Source organism: Paenibacillus sp. Root444D2, from assembly GCF_001426375.1.
GTDB lineage: Bacteria > Bacillota > Bacilli > Paenibacillales > NBRC-103111 > Paenibacillus_E.
In genome coordinates, this window is record NZ_LMEO01000034.1 from 131313 (window position 1) to 149523 (window position 18211).

Sequence of the window (18211 nt, forward strand, 5' to 3'; positions counted from 1 at the left end):
AAAATCTTATAAGAAATTCTTGAAATTAAAGAAATTTCATGGTTATGTGAGATGCTATGATAACAAAGACGGAGGGGGGATTAGCCAGTAGGATACGGATAATTGCTTCTTTACGATCATTCGAACAAAGGAGGTTATTATTGTTTTGAAAGCGCTATCAAAATAAGAGAGGATGTGAGTTGTATGATAAAAAGGAAGCTGTTTTTCTTGATTGTTCTCATCATGACGATGATAGTTCCTTTAAGCTTATTCGGAATAAGGGCCGCTAATGCGGAGACCATACCGTATAAGACGATCATCATCGATGACGGGAGCATCACGATCGATGGTGTCGTGACCCCAGATGCGGATAACGTGAATAACGGTTATTCGGCACCGAATTGGACCACAAGTACAGGGGTGAAGGGGTATAATAATTCCAGTTCCAAATATACGAGTACAGTAGGGAAAACCATATCGTGGAATCCGCGTTTGGAAGCAGGAACAGCGAGAATATCGTTCTACAAGCTTAACTGGGAGGACAAAGCGGATAGCAATGTAAAAATCGAAATCGCTCATAATGGAACGACGGATGTCCTATTTATGGATCTGAGGCCTTCATTCGGAGCGCCTGCGGGATGGGTCGATTTGGGAGAGTACTATTTCTCCGGGGTTGGTGAAGAATTCGTTAAATTGACACGGTCTACCGGCAGCGCCAGCACGATACTTACGCGTGCTGACGCGGTCAAGTTCGAAGGGAATATTCAGCAGAAAGAGCCTCATAAGACGATCATCATTGATGATGGAAGCATCACGATTAATGATGTCGTCACCACGGATGTGGATAACAAGAATAACGGATACTCGGCTCCTTATTGGAGCACAAGTACAGGAGTGAAGGGGTATAATAATTCCAGCTCCAACTATACGGATGCGGTGGGAAGAAGCATCACATGGAATCCGCGATTGGAAGCAGGAACGGCGAGAATATCGTTCTACAAGCTTAATTGGGCGGATAAAGCAGATAGTAATGTCAAAATCGAAATTGTGCACAATGGGATTACGGATGTCATGTTTATGGATCTCAGGCCTTCGTCGGGCCCATCTGCCGGATGGGTAGATTTGGGGGAGTATTATTTCAGTGGTAATGATACCGAATTTGTCAGGCTAACTCGAACGCAACCTACGACGGGCACCATCATTACACGGGCAGATAGCGTCAAGTTCGAAGGAAATATCCAGCAGCAGGCTCCACCGTTGCCTCCGCTGCGCAGCCGCACATTGGCGAATCTCAGTTATACGGAAAAAGGCAGCATCGAAAACGCAAACTATAAGGCGACCTTTTATGAAGCAACTTGGGATGGAGGCAAATCCATCGTTCGTGATCTGTTCTACAAGGACACGGATACGGGGAACTGGGTGCCAATCAATAATACGGCGGAAAGACTTGAAGAACAATGGGTCTTATTGGATGGGAATGCGGGGAGTCGAACCAATTACTACGATACGATGAACAAACGCTGGATTACATTCGACGGGATTCATTTCCCTGACAGCCACACGGCGGTGTTAACCGATTCTTTGCATGGAAGCGATTACGATTTGCAAGTGAACTGGTCCATGTCAGGGGACAAACCTGATGTTTCCTTCGCATTCACTCCTCGCCGGGATGGCAATTATGTGATCGGTTATCAGTCTTTCACAACTGAGCTAATCTCTGGCGTCAATGAAGTGTTAAATGGTTTCAGATCGCATGCCAAAATGGTAGGTTCGGTGGAATCAACAAGCTTAAGAGAGCTGAGCGCTCCGATGAGTCTGGTTGAAAAGAATGACGGTGCGGGGAACGCTTTGACGTATGGCGTATTTGTACCGTCGGAAGAGCTTCCGGTCGAGTTTGAACCGACGGGAGGCGTTACCAAACAGCGGCTGGGCATGAGTCTTGTCAACAACGAAGGCAGCGTGCAGCCGATCCTTTATGCTCCTCAGCTAGGGACTTATTCGCAAATGACCGCGGAAAGCACGTATCAGTTTCATATGGGGCTAATCGCTCAAAGCAGTAGTCTGTATGAGGCCTACGGGGATATTCTCCGCAATGAATACGGTTATTCAGCATACCGGGAAAATGTCGCAGATCAGTCACTTACTGACGCGATGTTCAATATGATCGATCTGCTTAAGATAGAACCACAGGGGGACGATTCTGTTAATTATGTTCCGTCACCTAGCGGTTGGTGGAACCGGGCGAAGGGCTTCATTGATATCGAGAATGAGGATAGTGTGCGAACAACATCGAATGCGGCTCTTCTGGGTGCTTATTATTTGACCGGGGATGACCAACTTTACGATACGAGGGCGTTGCCGTCCATTCAGTACGGAGTATCACGAAATGGCATCGGTTGGTCACCGACACAAAAGCCCGTATATAGCGTACCGTCGTTATGGAAAATGGCAACCTTGCCGTTCGATGTGTCAAGCGTTGCCGCTGTCAATCAAATGCTGGGCACTTCGGCAGGCATTGGGGCGCTGGGGCAGGAAGAGTATCTTGTGCGAGATCCGGATCAGAAGGATCGGGGGCCAGTCATTCAGCCGCTTATGATGTATCGTATGACCGGTGATGCGCAGTATTTACAGGATGCCAAGGATGCAGCCGATAGCTATATCGCTCAAAATATCGATACACCTGCATCCGTAAATGTGAGTAAAAATGAGTTTATTTATTATTATAGCAAATTGTGGATGGAGATCTTGGAGCTGTACGAGGAAACGCAAGATCCCAAATACTTGAATGCCGCGTACAAGGAAGCCAAACAGTACGCGACCATGTTCGTTGCTCGTCCGGTTCCTGAAGGCACCGTTACGATTCCGCAACCGGAGACGTATAATTACGCGGAGTCGTTCCACTGGCCGGAAAGTGGTAAATACGCATATCCTAGGAGCAAGCTCCCTGAAGATGTAGCTGGTGGCGTACAAGCGGACAGTTGGCTTGTTTCTCCTAATGGGTTGACGTTTGAAGCAGGAAGTACAACTGGCTATTATCGGATGAACGCGCAGGAAGCGCCATTCATGATGAGATTGTCGCTCTACACAGGCGATAAACTGCTGCAGGATATCGCTCATAATGCGGTCATCGGGCGATATTCCAGCTATCCAGGTTATTACTATAAAGGCTTCGCCGTTAGTCAGTTGGAGCCGGATTTTCCTCTGGAAGGTCCAAGCGGGGCTACATCCATCTATTATCACCATATGCCAGCGCAGCTCGGGCAAACGATGGATTATCTGATCAGCGAACAATCGCTGAAATCGAATGGGAGTATTACATTCCCTTCCGTATTCGAAACTAATTTTTTATGGTTCAAATATCACCTCTACGGGAATAAACCAGGTCAATTCTACGGCAATTCGAACGTTTGGCTCTGGATGCCCAAAGGGATTATCCAGACCAACCATCCGCAATTGAACTGGATAACAGGGGAGAGCGGGAATAAGTTCTACATCGGATTAAGTAACGAATCAACTGCTGAGGTACAGACTCCGATCGAATTGAATGCGCAAATCATTGGGTTCGACCCGGAACAAGATTATACCGTAACCATCATCCGCGATAATGGCACACCAGAGCAAGCGGTTATGAGTGGTGGAATCATTCAGGCCACAGTATCAAGCAAGGGAATAACAGCTATCATTGTGGAGGGACTCAATATTGATGTACCTCTGCACCAGACTAGAACTGCCGATACATCGGATGCAAGCTATTTCTTCGATGTCCACAGTCCAATAGATGCTGTTAAAGGCATGCTCATCGTAAAGCCCGACAAAACGTCCTACGATGCTTACGTGGAGGCAAAAACGACAAAGCCAGCGACGATCCATTACTCCTTGGATGGCGGGGCCACGTACACGACCGTTCCAGATACGATCTATCCAATGGAATGGTCGATACGGGTAAATGATTTATCCCAAACTTTCACTTATTATGTGGAATCGGACGGCAAACAGACTCGCAAGCGGACGCTATACCTGCCTGATCAGGTAGCGGCAACGCCGGTCCAACCGGTATGGCACGATGGATCATCCATCATTGTAGATAATATGGAGGCGGATACAGAAGGCGTCTGGATACGAGATACAACAGCCAATGACTATTACTACGATAACTATGTGTATGCCAAATCGACTGCCGGTACAGCGACAAGCAAGATTGCCTGGCGACCAGATCTTCCTGAAAGTGTCACTTACAGCGTGTATTACAAGCTGCCGCAAATAACAGCTTCAAGCGAAAACTGGGCAACCAATGCCTCTTTTACCGTTTATTATAGCGGGGGCTCCGAGACGGTTACCGTTGATGAGTCAGCGGCCAATGGGACGTGGGTGTTCCTGGGAGCCTATCCTTTTGCGGCAGGGGATAGCGGGTATGTCGAACTTACCAATAAGGCCAACAAGTCACGGGTAGTTGCCGATGCCATGATGTGGGTGGACCCTAATCGGATGCCGCAACTAGAGTCGGTGGCCATCAAGTCGGATCGGGACGAACTGCAGATGACTCAAGCTGTTCAACTGAGCGTAACCGGCTATTTAGAAAACGGCCTGATCGGTGATCTGACCCAGGCAAACGTGCAGTATTTCGTTGATAAAACTGATCTGGCCACAGTGGACAGTAACGGTTTGCTGACCCTTCAAAGCCTTGATGGAGCCACGGATCATATCGAGGTGTGGGCCACGGTAACGATGGACGGAGTGACCTTAACAACACCGTCTTTGACAATACCCATCAGGGAGCTGACGGTTATTGTGGACAGTACGAATACGACCGGGTTATACACGACAGAAGGGTCATGGAGCCAAAGCAATTTAGCCGGCTACAAAATTGGAGTTAAGTCCCGTTACTCTACAGTTCAAGGATCATCGGCAACGTGGAAGGCCCAGTTTCCAGAGGGAAGATATAATGTCTCCATCTACAAAATCGTTCATACGACGGCAAACGATAATCATGTCAAAGTGGAAGTGAAGCATCAATCGGTTACCGAGGTCACGTATATCGATGCGACAGCCGGGTCTTCGGGTTGGGTTAATCTTGGAACGTTCGACTTTACAGGAGACGGCAGCGAGTATGTTCGTTTAACCAGGGAGACTCCGACTACGGTAGATCCACCAACTCTTCCTGCGGACATGATTTATACGAGGGCTGATGCAGTCAAGTTCGAACGGCAATCCGTCAGTCCGGCATTGCTTGCGAACGGGATGCCAGGTAAACCGACACTTTCGAATAATAGTGGTGTTGCGACAGGCTTACATGATGGCAATTATGAGGTTACGATGAATATGTGGTGGGGAAACAATGGCTCACTGTATAAGTTGTACGAGAATGGCCAATTGATCCAAACGAAGTCGCTGGCCGATGCATCGCCAGCAGCCCAGACTTCCATTATTCCAATTCAAGGTAAGCCAAACGGAACCTATGTGTATACATGCTTGTTATCGAATTTGTATGGAACGACTTCATGTGATCCACACACCGTCACCGTGGCTGATGCGAATCCTGGCAAACCTGTGTTATCCAGCGACAACTGGGATCAAGATGGGAACTATACCATTACAGCTAATATGTGGTGGGGCACGAACGCAACACAGTATCGATTATATGAAAATGGCGATCTTATTGAAACGCAATCTTTATCTTCACACACACCAAGTGCCCAATCGGCCATTACACAAATTTCAGGAAAAGCTCCTGGCATTTATCAATATCGCGGCGAGTTTATGAATGGAAGTGGAACAACGGTAAGTGATGTTATACAAATTATTGTAAAATAACCCTAAGAGCTGAGTGGATGAGAACGATCCATTCGGCTCTTATATTTCTTGGGAATTTAGTATTGAACTATGCTGTACCGAGGACTCCTTGAGCATCGACGTTCCCATTCGAGTGGCGAAGAAGCTTTTCTCTCGCTTGTTTCCATGCCTGTACGGAAGTAACCTTATAACAAAACGGGCTGCCCCAGTTCTACGGATTTGTAACCCGCTAAGGCGACAACGGTTGAACGTAATCCATCTTCCCCGGTGATCGGTACCTGTTCGCCATTCAGCAGCGCATAAACGAATGACCTCACCAAGTAATCATCCATGGAGTCACCCCAGAAATTCCATACGCCTTTTCCATTATCCATACTATATAGCTCGTTTTTCTGAGCAAAACCATCGATCGCAATGGTTCCTTTCGTACCGATGATCGTCATTGTCACGTCTCCCCAAGTAGGGAATGACGCGTTCCGCGACCAGCTTGTGTCCAAGACGCCAAACACGCCATTGGCGAACTTAACATGTATCATACCAGCATCATCGATATCCAGATGATCATTAAATAAAGTGGCTGAATAGGCGTAGACTTCTTTCACTTCGGATTTGGTAATCCAATTCATCAAGTCCATGACGTGAACGGTATGATCCAACAAAGCTCCGCCACCGGATAACTCTGATTGGAGGAACCAACCGGAGGGAAGCGATCCGCGATTTGTGCCCTTAATGGCTATGATATCGCCAATTTCTCCCTGTTCGACCGCTTCCTTCGCTTTAATAACCGAAGCCAAATACCGGCATGGAAACGCAGTCATAAGCTGAACGCCGTTTTCCTTACAAGCGGTAATCATGGCTTCCATTTCGGAGACGGAAATGCCAAGCGGTTTTTCACAAAGCACATGCTTGCCGGATCTCGCAGCCGCTATTGTTAACTCTGCGTGATGGGCATTTTCCGAGCAAATGACGACTGCGTCAAAATCTGTAGCGAGCAAATCCTCATAATTTTCATAATAGGGCAGTCCATAATTGGTCGTTACTTCTGCTACGCGGCTTTTGATCTCGTCCGCGATACCGATGATTTCGACATTTGGCATGGCCCTGAACGAATTCAAATATGAGTATGCATGGCCGTGCGCAAAACTGATCATACCTACTTTTAATTTCTTCATGCTGTTTCCTCCCCGAGCTTTGAGCTAAGCTGCAGCCCCACAGACTTCCCTGTCCGTACCGATTCCAGCGCAGCCATGGTAATTTCTAGCGCCTTATAAGCATCGTTAGCCGTTACGATGGATTCGCTCCCATCTCGAATGCATTGAATGAAATGAGATAACTCCAAGTCATAGGGGCTAGAGAAGCCTGGACTTTGCGGAACTTCTGCGAAACGTCTGTCTTCTGAATCGGAAGGGGCCTTGCAGATTTGCAGAGAACTGCTTTTTTGACTGTCGCTTCGTATGATGCCTTTGCTGCCCGCAATTTCCACGGCGGTTTGGAAAGGTCCGTGATATCCCCAGAATGCTTCGAGATTGGCAACTGCCCCGTTTTCAAAAAGAAGAGTGACCAGAGCGTAGTCGATGTCATTAACACGTTGATTCAAGCCATATACCGACTTAACTTCTCCGATCGCCCAACGTAAAAAGTCAATATCATGTATCATGAGATCGGCAATAACGCCGCCGCTTTTATCCGCTTCGTAGAACCAAGGTCTGAGATTCCCGGGATGTGAGCCTATCCGTTTGGCATGAACTACGCCGACTCTGCCTAATTTCCCCTCATCGATGGCTTGTTTCATTTGTACATATTCGGGGAAAAAACGAACAACGTGTCCGACAAAAAGGCGAACGCCATTGTGTTCGCAGCATTGGATCATAGCTTCTGCATCTTCTAATTGAAGCGCAAGCGGTTTTTCACAAATCACATGTTTACCGGCTTCTGCCGCTTTCAACGTATATTCTTTATGTAAGAAGCTTGGTAATGTCACACTGATGACTTCGAAATCAATCTCTTCCAACATGGTTTCAAAGGAATTAAATGCACGTGCCCCTGTTTTCGTGGAAAGTTCTTGCGCTAGCTTGAAATCCGTATCGCAGACGCCAACAAGCTGCACATCGGGCATGTTAACGTAACTAAGGGCGTGTACATTTCCCATCCCCCCGCAACCGATAATGGCTACTTTCATGCAAACTCACTCCTCACTTTGATGTATAATTATTTCTAACTAATCTTTATCATATGCGTATTACAGGTTACCGTATATGCGGACATTTATTCTTTTTGTATCCATATTAGTGCTGATTGAAAGTGCGGTGATTGAAATCTATGGAAATTTTTAAAGAGCCGATCCCCTATCAAAACGCGTCGTTATGTATGAAGGTGTGGAGATTTACCCAGTCGGGAAAAGAACAGAAAGAATTGAATCCCTGGCACTACCATAAAGAGGTTGAGTTGATACTGGTTGAAGAAGGGACTCACGAAATTCAGACACCTAATCATGTCTACTCGCTTAATGCCGGGGATGTGGTGGTTATCGGTTCTTCCCAATTGCACAGAGGACGAAAGATCGGCGATAAGGATCTCGTCTACATCGTGCTGCACATTGACCTTCAACCTTATTTCGATCCAGCTATGATGATGTATTACCGGCATTTTTTAGAAATATTTCATCCATTAGAAGAGCTGAATTACATTTTTCAGGAAAACGAAAAGGTGAAGAAGGAAATTGGCATGATTATCACAGATACACATAATGAGGTTATGGGCAAAAATAAAGGCTATGAAATCGCAGTCAGCATGCATATCAAGCATCTACTCTTGATGCTGTTTCGCAATGACAACCGGGAGTTGTTAACGACGCATGTCAATGTGGATGCCGATGTTGATATCATTCGGTCGCTTGTTGCTTATGTGGATGACCATTTGACAGAGAAAATAGACATGGGAGCAGTGAGCCAAATCGCTGGTATGAGTTACACTTACTTCTCCAAATATTTCAAAAAAAAGATGGGATCCTCGTTTACCGATTACGTCAATCAAAAGCGTATTTCCAAAGCGGAGCGGCGGCTTGTTACCGAAAACCGTAGTGTGAACGAAATTGCCGAGTCTGTTGGGATAGAGAATATGGCTCATTTCTACGAGTTGTTTAAACGATTCAACGGATGTACCCCTAAACAATATCTTCGCAAAATGAGTGTGGACAGCCAAATTAAATAAATGTTCATATATTTTCGAAAAGTGATCATTTCCCTAGTTCCACAAGGGAGGGATCGCTTTTTCACATGTAAGGGCGAATTGTCGTCGAATATGTTACTATGATGAAAGACTCTACCTTTTTTGATTAAAGGAGCCGACATCATGATTACCGTAACTGGTTATCAAATTCATCAAGTTATTTTTGAAGACCCAACGATTATCGTTTGCCACGCTACCTCTGATGAACATGCTTGCGAGGTGCTTTTAAAGATTGTTAAGGAAGGCCATAGAGCGATTATAGAAAATGCGAAGCTTATTAATGAATATGAAATAGTCGGAAGTTTAAATATACAAGGTGTTATCAAACCAATCGCCTTATTAAGACAAGGAAATGTCCTAGTCTTGGCTACTGAATGGGTACATGGATTGACACTGCGTCATTTTGCTCAATCTGGTCAGATATCTATTCCTGTTTTTCTTAAGATTGCGATTCAAATAGCGCGTGTGCTGGAGCAACTGCATAAAATACATATCGTACACATGAATATCAGACCGGATACGATTGTCGTAGTGCCATCCTCTTTACGAGTTAGTTTGACGGGCATGGGACACTCTGTGTTATCGATGGACGGGGGCAGACAAGCAAGGAACATGCCGCTTATTGAGGGCTCTCCCCCTTATATGGCACCAGAGCGTACGGGGCAATTGAACCGCGTTGTGGATGGAGGCACCGATCTTTACTCTTTAGGGGTAACTTTCTATGAAATGCTAGCAGGTCAACTTCCTTTTCATGCGAAGGATCCGCTAGAATGGGCTCATGCTCACTTAGCCAAAACGCCTCTTCCATTATTAACATTCAATTCGCAAGTACCTGCGATTATCGATGAGATCATAATGAAACTTCTTGAGAAAACAATGGATCGCAGATATAAGAGTGCGTATGGATTGCGAATGGATTTAGAGAATTGCTTGCAGCAGTGGGAGGAAAACGGCGATTGTGAGCGATTTAGGATTGCTCAGCAAGATGGGCCGCTGCTGTTAGAGATAAATCGTGATTCTTCGGATAAACCTATCATGTTATCAGAGAGAACAGAATTTGAGACAAGCGAGACAAGCAACGGATACTCACAGGTGCTAGAACTAGCGGCCGTCATGCGAGCCTCTCAAGCTTTCTCAGAAGAGACGGATTCCTATCATCTCCTCTCCAAATTAATGAGTATTTTAATCGAGGTTGCGGGGGCGCAGAGAGGTTGTTTTGTAGCCATACGTTCAGCGGAACTTTATGTGGAGCAGATTGTGGAAGCGGAAAGCAGAGAACAACCCTTAAGGGGTGGTATTCCGCTAAGTCAGTATGAGAACGTTTGCCAGAACATAATCAGTTATGTAGCCATTAAGCGTCATTTTGTCATCCTGGAAGATGCAGCAAGGGAAGGACTATTTACACAAGACACCTATGTCCAACTGCATAAACCCAAATCCGTATTAGGGCTGCCTATCATTGCACAAGGGGAACTGCAGGGAGTGCTTTATTTGGAAAATAATTTGACGTCTGGTGTTTTTGCTGCAGAGCGGTTAGGTGTCTTGCACATGCTGGCTTCGCAAATCAACTATGTGCAAAGATTGCTAGGTTATTACGGCAGTTCGCAGAGCATTCAAGAGCCTAAGATCGGAGGAGCACTTACGTCTCCCATCGTCCCTTTAACAGAACGGGAGATTGAAGTCTTGCAGTGGATGGCGGCAGGATTATCCAATAAAGAAATCGCTGTGCGATTAGTGATGTCCGCGGGGACAGTCAAGGTGCATATGCGAAATCTTTTCGGTAAATTGCACGTCAATAACCGCGTGAGGGCAGTCACTGTGGCCACACAATTGAATTTGCTCCAAGCCACTCCAATTGCTGAATGAGATTGTGATAATATGAGAATATAAGGACGCATTGAAGACTTGTCTTTATTGTATTGGCTTCATACAATGGGAGTAAAGGTAACAACACTATATGTTAGGAGAGCTGCATGATGCGTTTTAAAGATGTGTTTTCGATCATCGGACCATCTATGATCGGTCCATCAAGCTCTCATACCGCGGGAGCGGTCAGGCTAGGACGTGTTGCCAGACAACTGCTTGGCGAACAGCCGAAGAAGGTTGAAATCATACTATACGGTTCCTTCGCCGATACTTACCGGGGGCATGGCACCGATTTGGCGCTCATTGGCGGTCTACTGGATTATGAAACCGATGATCCGCGTATTCCTGCTGCTGCCGAAGAGGCTGAAGCGCTTGGTGTGGAGATTGCCTTCCTTACAAGTAAAGATAAGGCTGATCATCCCAACACCGTTCGATTCATACTTTCTTCGGATACACGGGAATTGAGTATGACGGGAGCATCAATCGGCGGAGGCAATGTTGAGATCGTTAATGTGAATCAATTTGATGTGAAATTTACAGCGGTATACCCTACTTTAGTTATTTCCCATCATGACCGTCCAGGAATGATTGCAGATATTACTGCCTTATTGGGGCGCAGCGAAATCAATATCGGTTTCATGGATTTGGATCGGAAAGGCCGCGACCGGGAAGCGATGACAGTGATCGAAACGGATGTATCGATTCCGGATTCGCTTATAGGGGAGCTTAAGAATTTAAGTATGATACACGAAATAAAAAAAGTAGACCTCGCAGAAAGAGGCGAATAAATGAGATTCCGGACATTGAAACAATTAACGGAAGTATGTGCTTCCGAAGGATTAACCATTGCAGAAGTCATGCTTGCTGACCAAAGCCAAGAATCGGGAAAATCACCTGAGTATGTATTCGAGAAGATGCGGGCGTATTACCAAATCATGAAAGAAGCTGTCGCCAAAGGATTGACGGAAGATACAACCTCCCGGAGTGGGTTGACAGGGAAAGACGCGCAGCGTGTTGCGAGCTATATGACAACGACAGAAGCGTCCTTAGGCGAAGAGGCCTGCAAAGCGATGGCTTATGCACTCGCCGTATCAGAAGTCAACGCATCCATGGGACGTATTATCGCTACGCCGACGGCTGGCTCCTGCGGAATTATCCCAGGTGTTTTCATTAGCAGTCAGCAGCGATTTGGATGGGATGACGACCATATGGTAAAAGGCTTGTTAAGCGCCGGTGCCATCGGTTATGTCATCGCCAACAACTCCTTCGTCTCCGGTGCTGAAGGAGGATGCCAAGCTGAAGTTGGGTCCGCCATTGGTATGGCGGCTGGTGCGCTAGTGGAGCTTCGCGGCGGTACGCCGGAACAGGCGATGCACGCAGTGGGGCTTGCTCTGAAGAACACATTGGGGCTCATATGCGACCCCGTTGGCGGTTTGGTTGAAATTCCTTGTATTGTCCGTAATGGATTCGGTGCGGTTAATGCGATGGCAGCAGCCGATATGGCTTTGGCCGGTGTCAGATCCGTCATCCCTTCGGATGAAGTCGTTCAAGTGATGTATGAAGTAGGCACGGCAATGCCAGAGAAACACCGGGAGACAGCCAAAGGCGGCTTAGCTCAGACACCGACAGGCCAACAAATCATGAAAGAGCTGAATCTGGGTAAGAAGCAGCGTTAGAAATCAAGTCTGTGGGTGGGGTTTTCGCCTGCGGGCTTTTTTTGTTCGTCATCCGAAGGATGTTTTATTCTTAAGACAGTCTGGTGATCATATTCCCAGGAAATTCACGGGATTCGCCCCACCTGACGCAGAATGCTGCTGAGACGATGTTTTTCATCGATACAGTGGTGGGAGTGCGAGAAATTGACTCCGTAACGATGAAAAACATCCTTAAAGCCACTGGGATCGACCCCACCTGACGCAGAATGCTGCTGAGGCGATGTTTTTCATTGTTTTTCATCGTTACARWGGTGGGRGCGCGAGAAATTGGCTCCGTAACGATGAAAAACATCCTTAAAGTCGCTGGGGTCGACCCCATCAGGCGCAGAATGCTGCTGAGACGATGTTTTTCATCGTTACAGTGGTGGGRGCGCGAGAAATTGGCTCCGTAAYGATGAAAAACATCCTTAAAGTCACTGGGATCGACCCCACCTGACGCAGAATGCTGCTGAGACGATGTTTTTCATCGTTACAATGGTGGGAGCGCGAGAAATTGACTCCGTAACGATGAAAAACATCCTTAAAGTCGCTGGGGTCGATCCCACCTGACGCAGAATGCTGCTGAGACGATGTTTTTCATCGTTACAGTGGTGGGAGCGCAAGAAATTGGCTCCGTAACGATGAAAAACATCTTTAAAGGCGCTGGAATCGGCTCATCCTAACGCAGAATGCTGCTGAGACGATGTTTTCATCATGTTTGTTTTTACAAAATTTTGGCATCCTAACAGCATCACTGGACAAGGGGTTTATTGGATGACATTGATGATGCGAAAAATCGTCTTTAGTTTGTTGCTGGCTTGCACATTTTCTATGCTTAGCGGATGCTCCCAGAAATCAAAAATGGAGCAGCAGGGTATTAAGGAGCATTCGAACCTTGCAATGGAGCGTGAGACCGATAACAGAATGTCGGACTGGAATTTAACGAGCAGTGATGCGGAGCTATATATAGGGGATTTGGGGGTAGAACAGCACTTCACGACAAACCAGGTGAGGAGCATGGCGACGGGAAGTACGAAACAGGCGCTCTTACCTAACGGCTTCCCGTTGATTCAGGCTTTCCCCAATCCCGCTATTGTTCCCAAACAAGGAAGCTATGTAGAGAACGTGATAGATACGGCCATCGGTTATCTGGGGACACCTTATGTGTATGGCTCTGACAGATTGGAGCCTTCTTCGTTTGATTGCTCTGATTTTACGCGTTGGGTGTATTTGTATGCACTCGGGATGGATTTGCCTTGGGATGCCAAAAATCAGGCCGCCTATGTAGATGCCTTGTCTAAACGCAAGTACCGTGATATAAGCAAAGCACGGCGGGGAGATTTATTGTTCTTTACGAGTTTTCGAGGTAATCGGGCAGCGGATTATGCAGGGCTGGATGCTTCACAGAAGCCCATTAGTCATATGGGAATTTATTTAGGAGACGGGAAGATCATTCATTCGGCTTCGAAGAAAACAGGCGGGGTTCGGATCGATCAGATTATTAAAAATCATTTTCATTTGCAGTACCGCTTCATTCTGGGCGGCGGAATATTGGATTAGCAAATAAATGACCCACTACAAGGACAATTAGCCAACCTTGTAGTGGGTCATTTATTTAAGCACTCGTCTTGGTTAACGAATCGGATGGCTGTTTGATGCTCGTTACACTCTGTCGGCCATCGATACTCACTGGAATATCACCGTCTACCGTGACTCGGCGCACAATCCGATGCTGGTCACCGTAATCGTTGATCGCGTAATGCTGCGTTGCGCGATTGTCCCAGATCACGACATCTCCGGCAGACCAGCGCCAACGTACCGTATTTTCCAGCTTGGTAATATGGCTTTGAAGTAGAGACAATAGTTGGGCAGAATCCGCGGAAGAAAGGCCCAGGATTTTCTTCGCAAAATGGCCAAGCACAAGGGTGCGTTCACCCGTCTCGGGATGCACGCGAACGATCGGATGCTCGGTTTCATACACCGTGGAGGCAAACACTTCCCGATGATGACGTTCTTTCTCGGGAGAGACTTCAGGACGCTGCGCGGCGTAATCGTAGTCATTGCTATGCAGTGCCCATAGCTGGTCCACGAGGGTACGCAGCTCAGAGGGGAGGTGCTCATAAGCTGCAGCCGTATTTGCCCAAACCGTGTCGCCGCCGGAAGCGGGAACTACAACGGCACGAAGTACAGAGGCCTGAGGGTAAGCATCGACGAAGGTCACATCGGTATGCCAAGAATCGGCCCGCCCGCTATGAGCGGAATCAAGCTCAAGAACGTAATCAGTTCCAGTTTTAATTGGCACCGTCGGATGAGCAACAGGGTCACCAAGCAGGCGAGCAAAAGCTTCCTGTCCCGCGTCATCCAGCTGATGCTGATCACGAATGAAAATGACTTTATGCTGCAATAACGCTTCGCGGATCGTCCTAACCGTCTGAGTATCCAGATCAGCGTTAAGGCTCACCCCTTTTATTTCTGCGCCAATTCTGCCTGCAACCGGAAGCACCTCAATGTGACTGGGAGTTACCTTTACTTGTTCATTTGTACTCATACGAATTACCTCCATTTTAATTATATTTATGCGCCTCCAACGGCAGCAGTCGCATACTGATTAGCAGGCCGAGATAAGCCCAAATGTCCCCGCAGGGTAGTTCCTGAATATTCCGTTCGGAACAATCCTCTTCGCTGCAATTCGGGTATGACGAACTGTGCGAATTCTTCCAATCCGGCAGGTAAATAAGGCGGCATCACATTAAAGCCGTCACTGCCTCCGTGTAAGAACCACTCTTCCAGCTGATCAGCTATTTGGATAGGCGTACCAGCAAACGTACGATGACCGCGTCCGCCAGCTAGACGGTGAAGCAGCCCGCGAATGGTTAAATTGTCGCGCTTCGCTAAATCAGCGACCAGCTGGAAGCGGCTTTTATTCCCATTGATGTCGGACAAGCTTGGCAGCTCTGGCAGAGGTCCATCTAACGGATAGGAGAATAAATCAATGTTCAACATATTGGATAACTGATTTAGCCCATATTCCGGAACGGTTAATTCGTTTAATTCCTGCTCTTTTTCTTTGGCTTCCGATTCGGTGCGACCGATGATGGGGCAGATGCCCGGTAAGATTTTCAACTGGTCAGGAGATCGACCATACTTGGCAAGTCTTGATTTTACATCGGAATAAAACTGTTGGGCCTCTACCAGTGTTTGTTGAGCAGTGAATATGGCCTCTGCATACTGAGCGGCGAATTCTTTGCCGGATTCGGAAGAGCCCGCTTGAACAAGCACAGGATATCCCTGCGGAGACCTTGGAATATTCAGAGGTCCGCGCACTTTGAAGGTATCGCCGACATGATTGATTTCCCGGACCTTACTTCGATCTGCGAAGGTGCCCGATTCTCGATCAATGATCAGGGCTTCATCTTCCCAGCTGTCCCATAGACTGGTCGTTACGTCTAAGAATTCTTTGGCCCGTTCATAGCGCTTGCTGTGCTCCAAATGGTCATCTTTGCTGAAATTGCTAGCCTCGAAGGAGCTTCCGGATGTGACAATATTCCAGCCTGCGCGCCCCTTACTTATGTGATCCAACGAGGCAAATTTGCGCGCAACATGAAAGGGTTCGTTATACGTTGTAGAGACGGTGCCGATAAGCCCGATATGATCGGTCACCGACGCTAAGGCAGATAGCAAAGTGAAGGGTTCAAGCCCAACAAACGCGCCATGTTTAATGTTTTGACTGACCGCTAACCCATCCGCCAAGAAGAGGGAGTCGAATTTAGCCTGTTCCGCAATTTGCGCAATCCGTTGAAAATATCGAATATCCGTAATATTCTCCGGCTCTGTGTTCTTGTGTCTCCATGATGCTTCATGATGTCCCGTATTCATGATGAATACATTTAAATGCAGTTGTCTTTTCGCTTTACTCATGATCACTCACGCACCTTTTATTTTTTTATTCACTATAGGTTTGCTTCCAGCCCGTTAATCTCTTCTCCAGCGTAACGAGCAGATAATTAATGATTAAACCAATAACCGAAATAGAGATAATGCCAGCGTACATATTCGTGATTTGAAAGCTGAACTGTGTGTATTGAATTAAGTAACCGAGACCCGACTTCGCACCAACCATCTCAGCGGCAACGAGCACTAGAATAGAGCCGGCTCCAGCCTGCCGAATACCTACAAAGATAGTCGGAGTCGCAGCGGGAATAATCACTTTGCGAAACAAGCTGACTGGCGATAAACCCATGGAACGAGCTGATTTGATCAAAAGTGGATCGACATTTTTGACGCCGCTTATGGTGTTCAGTAGAAGCGGGAACGTGCAGGCATACAGCACGATAGCAATCTTAGAAGTTTCACCAAGTCCGAGTAATAGGATGAAAACCGGAAGTATGGCAAGTGCGGCCGTATTTCGCAATAACTCGAGCAGTGGGTTGAGATATTCCGATACGGGCTTCCACCAACCGATGGCCAGACCAAGAGGGATGCTGATGACGATTGCTAGTGTAAATCCGCCCAAAGAACGCGATAAACTGGCTATCGTATGCTCGATAAGATCTCCCGACAGCAGCAACTGCCACCAAGCAGCCGCAATTTCGGAGATTGGAGGGAAGAACGTTCGATCAACGAGCCCTGCGCGAGGTGCCACTTCCCATACGAAAAGCAAGGCCACGATGACAATCGCATTTTTGAACAGTTTTCTTAGCTTTGCTAAGGACCAACTGACGACATCAAAGCTTTCTTTTTCACGAAGAACTAGGGCTTTCCCCGCATTCACACTAGCCATTCATAATGCCCCCTATTAATTCAGATTTATTGTGCTCAAAGCCATCCAAGCTCTTGGCTATCTCTTGCTCCTGGGCTCTCGTTACTTCGTCTTTAAGCAAATCCCACACCTCATGGCGCAGCTTGACGAAGTCAGGATGAGATCGTAAATCTTCTTCACTTCTTCGTGATTCAAAAGGGATATCAATGACTTTCTTGATTCTCCCTGGACGAGAGGTCATTACAGCGACACGCTGGCCTAAGTAAACCGCTTCTTCAATGCCATGCGTGATGAAAATAATCGTTTTTTTCGTAGCCTCCCAAATACGCAGCAGTTCGCTTTGCAGGGTTTCACGTGTTTGCGCATCCAGCGCAGCGAAGGGTTCATCCATCAGCAGCACTTCGGGATCGTAGGCCAAGCTTCTGGCGATCGCAACCCGCTGCTTCATGCCTCCTGAAATCTCATGGGGATAACGGTTTTCGAAGCCGGCAAGCCCAACCAGATGAATAAACTCTAGGGCAATTTTGCGGCGTTCTTTGCGACCCACCCCTTTGGCTTCGAGGCCAAACTCTACATTCGCCAGCGTCGTCTTCCAAGGGAAAAGCGCATACTGCTGAAACACAATACCGCGATCCAGATTCGGTCCTGTAATGGCCTTGCCATCTAACAAAATCTGCCCGCTGTTTGGCTTTGTTAAGCCCGCAAGTAAGTCTAGCAAGGTTGATTTGCCGCAGCCGCTTGGGCCGACGATAACCATGAATTCGCCCTTCTTCACCTCCAGATTGATATCCTTTAGGGCGGAAATAGGCTGTGAATCCTCTTTCAAATGCCCCAGGTTTCTTTGGATTCGAAACGATTTCTGCACATGCTGAATGCTTATTTTAGCTGTCATTTA

Annotated in this window: 12 protein-coding genes; 6 read left to right on the top strand and 6 right to left on the bottom strand. The window is 47.1% G+C overall.

What is annotated here, in order from left to right; translation table 11 throughout:
- Window positions 1-183 precede the first annotated feature (183 nt).
- Window positions 184-5790: a golvesin C-terminal-like domain-containing protein gene (locus ASD40_RS18940; protein ID WP_057304723.1), complete on the top strand. Its 5607-nt coding sequence runs from the start codon at window positions 184-186 to the stop codon at window positions 5788-5790.
- Window positions 5791-5954: 164 nt separating this feature from the next.
- On the opposite strand, the gene ASD40_RS18945 is transcribed toward ASD40_RS18940, so the two are convergent.
- Both ASD40_RS18945 and ASD40_RS18950 read right to left on the bottom strand, forming a co-directional pair.
- The gene (locus tag ASD40_RS18945; RefSeq protein ID WP_057304724.1) at window positions 5955-6941 is read right to left on the bottom strand and encodes a Gfo/Idh/MocA family protein; all 987 of its coding nucleotides are present in this window, start codon (window positions 6939-6941) and stop codon (window positions 5955-5957) included.
- Complete coding sequence (locus tag ASD40_RS18950) at window positions 6938-7948, bottom strand: Gfo/Idh/MocA family protein (protein WP_057304725.1); 1011 nt, start codon at window positions 7946-7948, stop codon at window positions 6938-6940. The genes ASD40_RS18945 and ASD40_RS18950 overlap by 4 nt, the downstream gene beginning before the upstream one ends.
- A 140-nt stretch (window positions 7949-8088) precedes the next feature.
- Between ASD40_RS18950 and ASD40_RS18955 the strand changes: the two genes are divergently transcribed.
- The 5 genes from ASD40_RS18955 to ASD40_RS18975 all read left to right on the top strand — a co-directional run bounded on the left by ASD40_RS18955 (window position 8089) and on the right by ASD40_RS18975 (window position 14117).
- Window positions 8089-8979 (top strand): helix-turn-helix domain-containing protein, encoded by an 891-nt coding sequence (locus ASD40_RS18955; RefSeq protein ID WP_057304726.1) that lies wholly within the window; start codon window positions 8089-8091, stop codon window positions 8977-8979.
- A 141-nt stretch (window positions 8980-9120) separates the two neighbouring features.
- Window positions 9121-10863 (top strand): protein kinase domain-containing protein, encoded by a 1743-nt coding sequence (locus ASD40_RS18960; protein ID WP_057304727.1) that lies wholly within the window; start codon window positions 9121-9123, stop codon window positions 10861-10863.
- 110 nt (window positions 10864-10973) lie between these two features.
- Window positions 10974-11651 (top strand): L-serine ammonia-lyase, iron-sulfur-dependent subunit beta, encoded by a 678-nt coding sequence (sdaAB, locus tag ASD40_RS18965; RefSeq protein WP_057304728.1) that lies wholly within the window; start codon window positions 10974-10976, stop codon window positions 11649-11651.
- The gene (gene sdaAA, locus ASD40_RS18970) at window positions 11652-12539 is read left to right on the top strand and encodes an L-serine ammonia-lyase, iron-sulfur-dependent, subunit alpha (RefSeq protein WP_057304729.1); all 888 of its coding nucleotides are present in this window, start codon (window positions 11652-11654) and stop codon (window positions 12537-12539) included. It begins immediately after the preceding gene.
- Between the two features lie 792 nt (window positions 12540-13331).
- On the top strand, window positions 13332-14117 hold the full coding sequence (locus tag ASD40_RS18975; RefSeq protein ID WP_235549309.1) for an NlpC/P60 family protein: 786 nt from the start codon (window positions 13332-13334) through the stop codon (window positions 14115-14117).
- A 55-nt stretch (window positions 14118-14172) separates the two neighbouring features.
- Here ASD40_RS18975 and ASD40_RS18980 read toward each other — a convergent pair whose 3' ends face one another.
- From ASD40_RS18980 to ASD40_RS18995, 4 genes are read right to left on the bottom strand one after another with little or no spacing between them, the layout of a single operon-like run.
- The gene (locus tag ASD40_RS18980) at window positions 14173-15105 is read right to left on the bottom strand and encodes a TauD/TfdA dioxygenase family protein (protein WP_057304730.1); all 933 of its coding nucleotides are present in this window, start codon (window positions 15103-15105) and stop codon (window positions 14173-14175) included.
- Window positions 15106-15131: 26 nt separating this feature from the next.
- The gene (locus ASD40_RS18985; RefSeq protein ID WP_057304731.1) at window positions 15132-16475 is read right to left on the bottom strand and encodes an LLM class flavin-dependent oxidoreductase; all 1344 of its coding nucleotides are present in this window, start codon (window positions 16473-16475) and stop codon (window positions 15132-15134) included.
- Between the two features lie 25 nt (window positions 16476-16500).
- Window positions 16501-17337, bottom strand: a complete 837-nt coding sequence (locus tag ASD40_RS18990) for an ABC transporter permease (RefSeq protein WP_057304732.1) — start codon at window positions 17335-17337, stop codon at window positions 16501-16503.
- Window positions 17330-18208: an ABC transporter ATP-binding protein gene (locus ASD40_RS18995; RefSeq protein ID WP_057304733.1), complete on the bottom strand. Its 879-nt coding sequence runs from the start codon at window positions 18206-18208 to the stop codon at window positions 17330-17332. Before ASD40_RS18995 ends, ASD40_RS18990 begins: the two co-directional genes overlap by 8 nt.
- Window positions 18209-18211: the final 3 nt, after the last annotated feature.

Coding starts and splice junctions, on each gene's coding strand:
- ASD40_RS18940 (WP_057304723.1), top strand. CDS start 184: ATGATAAAAAGGAAGCTGTTTTTCTTGATTGTTCTCATCATGACGATG.
- ASD40_RS18945 (WP_057304724.1), bottom strand. CDS start 6,941: ATGAAGAAATTAAAAGTAGGTATGATCAGTTTTGCGCACGGCCATGCA.
- ASD40_RS18950 (WP_057304725.1), bottom strand. CDS start 7,948: ATGAAAGTAGCCATTATCGGTTGCGGGGGGATGGGAAATGTACACGCC.
- ASD40_RS18955 (WP_057304726.1), top strand. CDS start 8,089: ATGGAAATTTTTAAAGAGCCGATCCCCTATCAAAACGCGTCGTTATGT.
- ASD40_RS18960 (WP_057304727.1), top strand. CDS start 9,121: ATGATTACCGTAACTGGTTATCAAATTCATCAAGTTATTTTTGAAGAC.
- sdaAB (WP_057304728.1), top strand. CDS start 10,974: ATGCGTTTTAAAGATGTGTTTTCGATCATCGGACCATCTATGATCGGT.
- sdaAA (WP_057304729.1), top strand. CDS start 11,652: ATGAGATTCCGGACATTGAAACAATTAACGGAAGTATGTGCTTCCGAA.
- ASD40_RS18975 (WP_235549309.1), top strand. CDS start 13,332: ATGACATTGATGATGCGAAAAATCGTCTTTAGTTTGTTGCTGGCTTGC.
- ASD40_RS18980 (WP_057304730.1), bottom strand. CDS start 15,105: ATGAGTACAAATGAACAAGTAAAGGTAACTCCCAGTCACATTGAGGTG.
- ASD40_RS18985 (WP_057304731.1), bottom strand. CDS start 16,475: ATGAGTAAAGCGAAAAGACAACTGCATTTAAATGTATTCATCATGAAT.
- ASD40_RS18990 (WP_057304732.1), bottom strand. CDS start 17,337: ATGGCTAGTGTGAATGCGGGGAAAGCCCTAGTTCTTCGTGAAAAAGAA.
- ASD40_RS18995 (WP_057304733.1), bottom strand. CDS start 18,208: ATGACAGCTAAAATAAGCATTCAGCATGTGCAGAAATCGTTTCGAATC.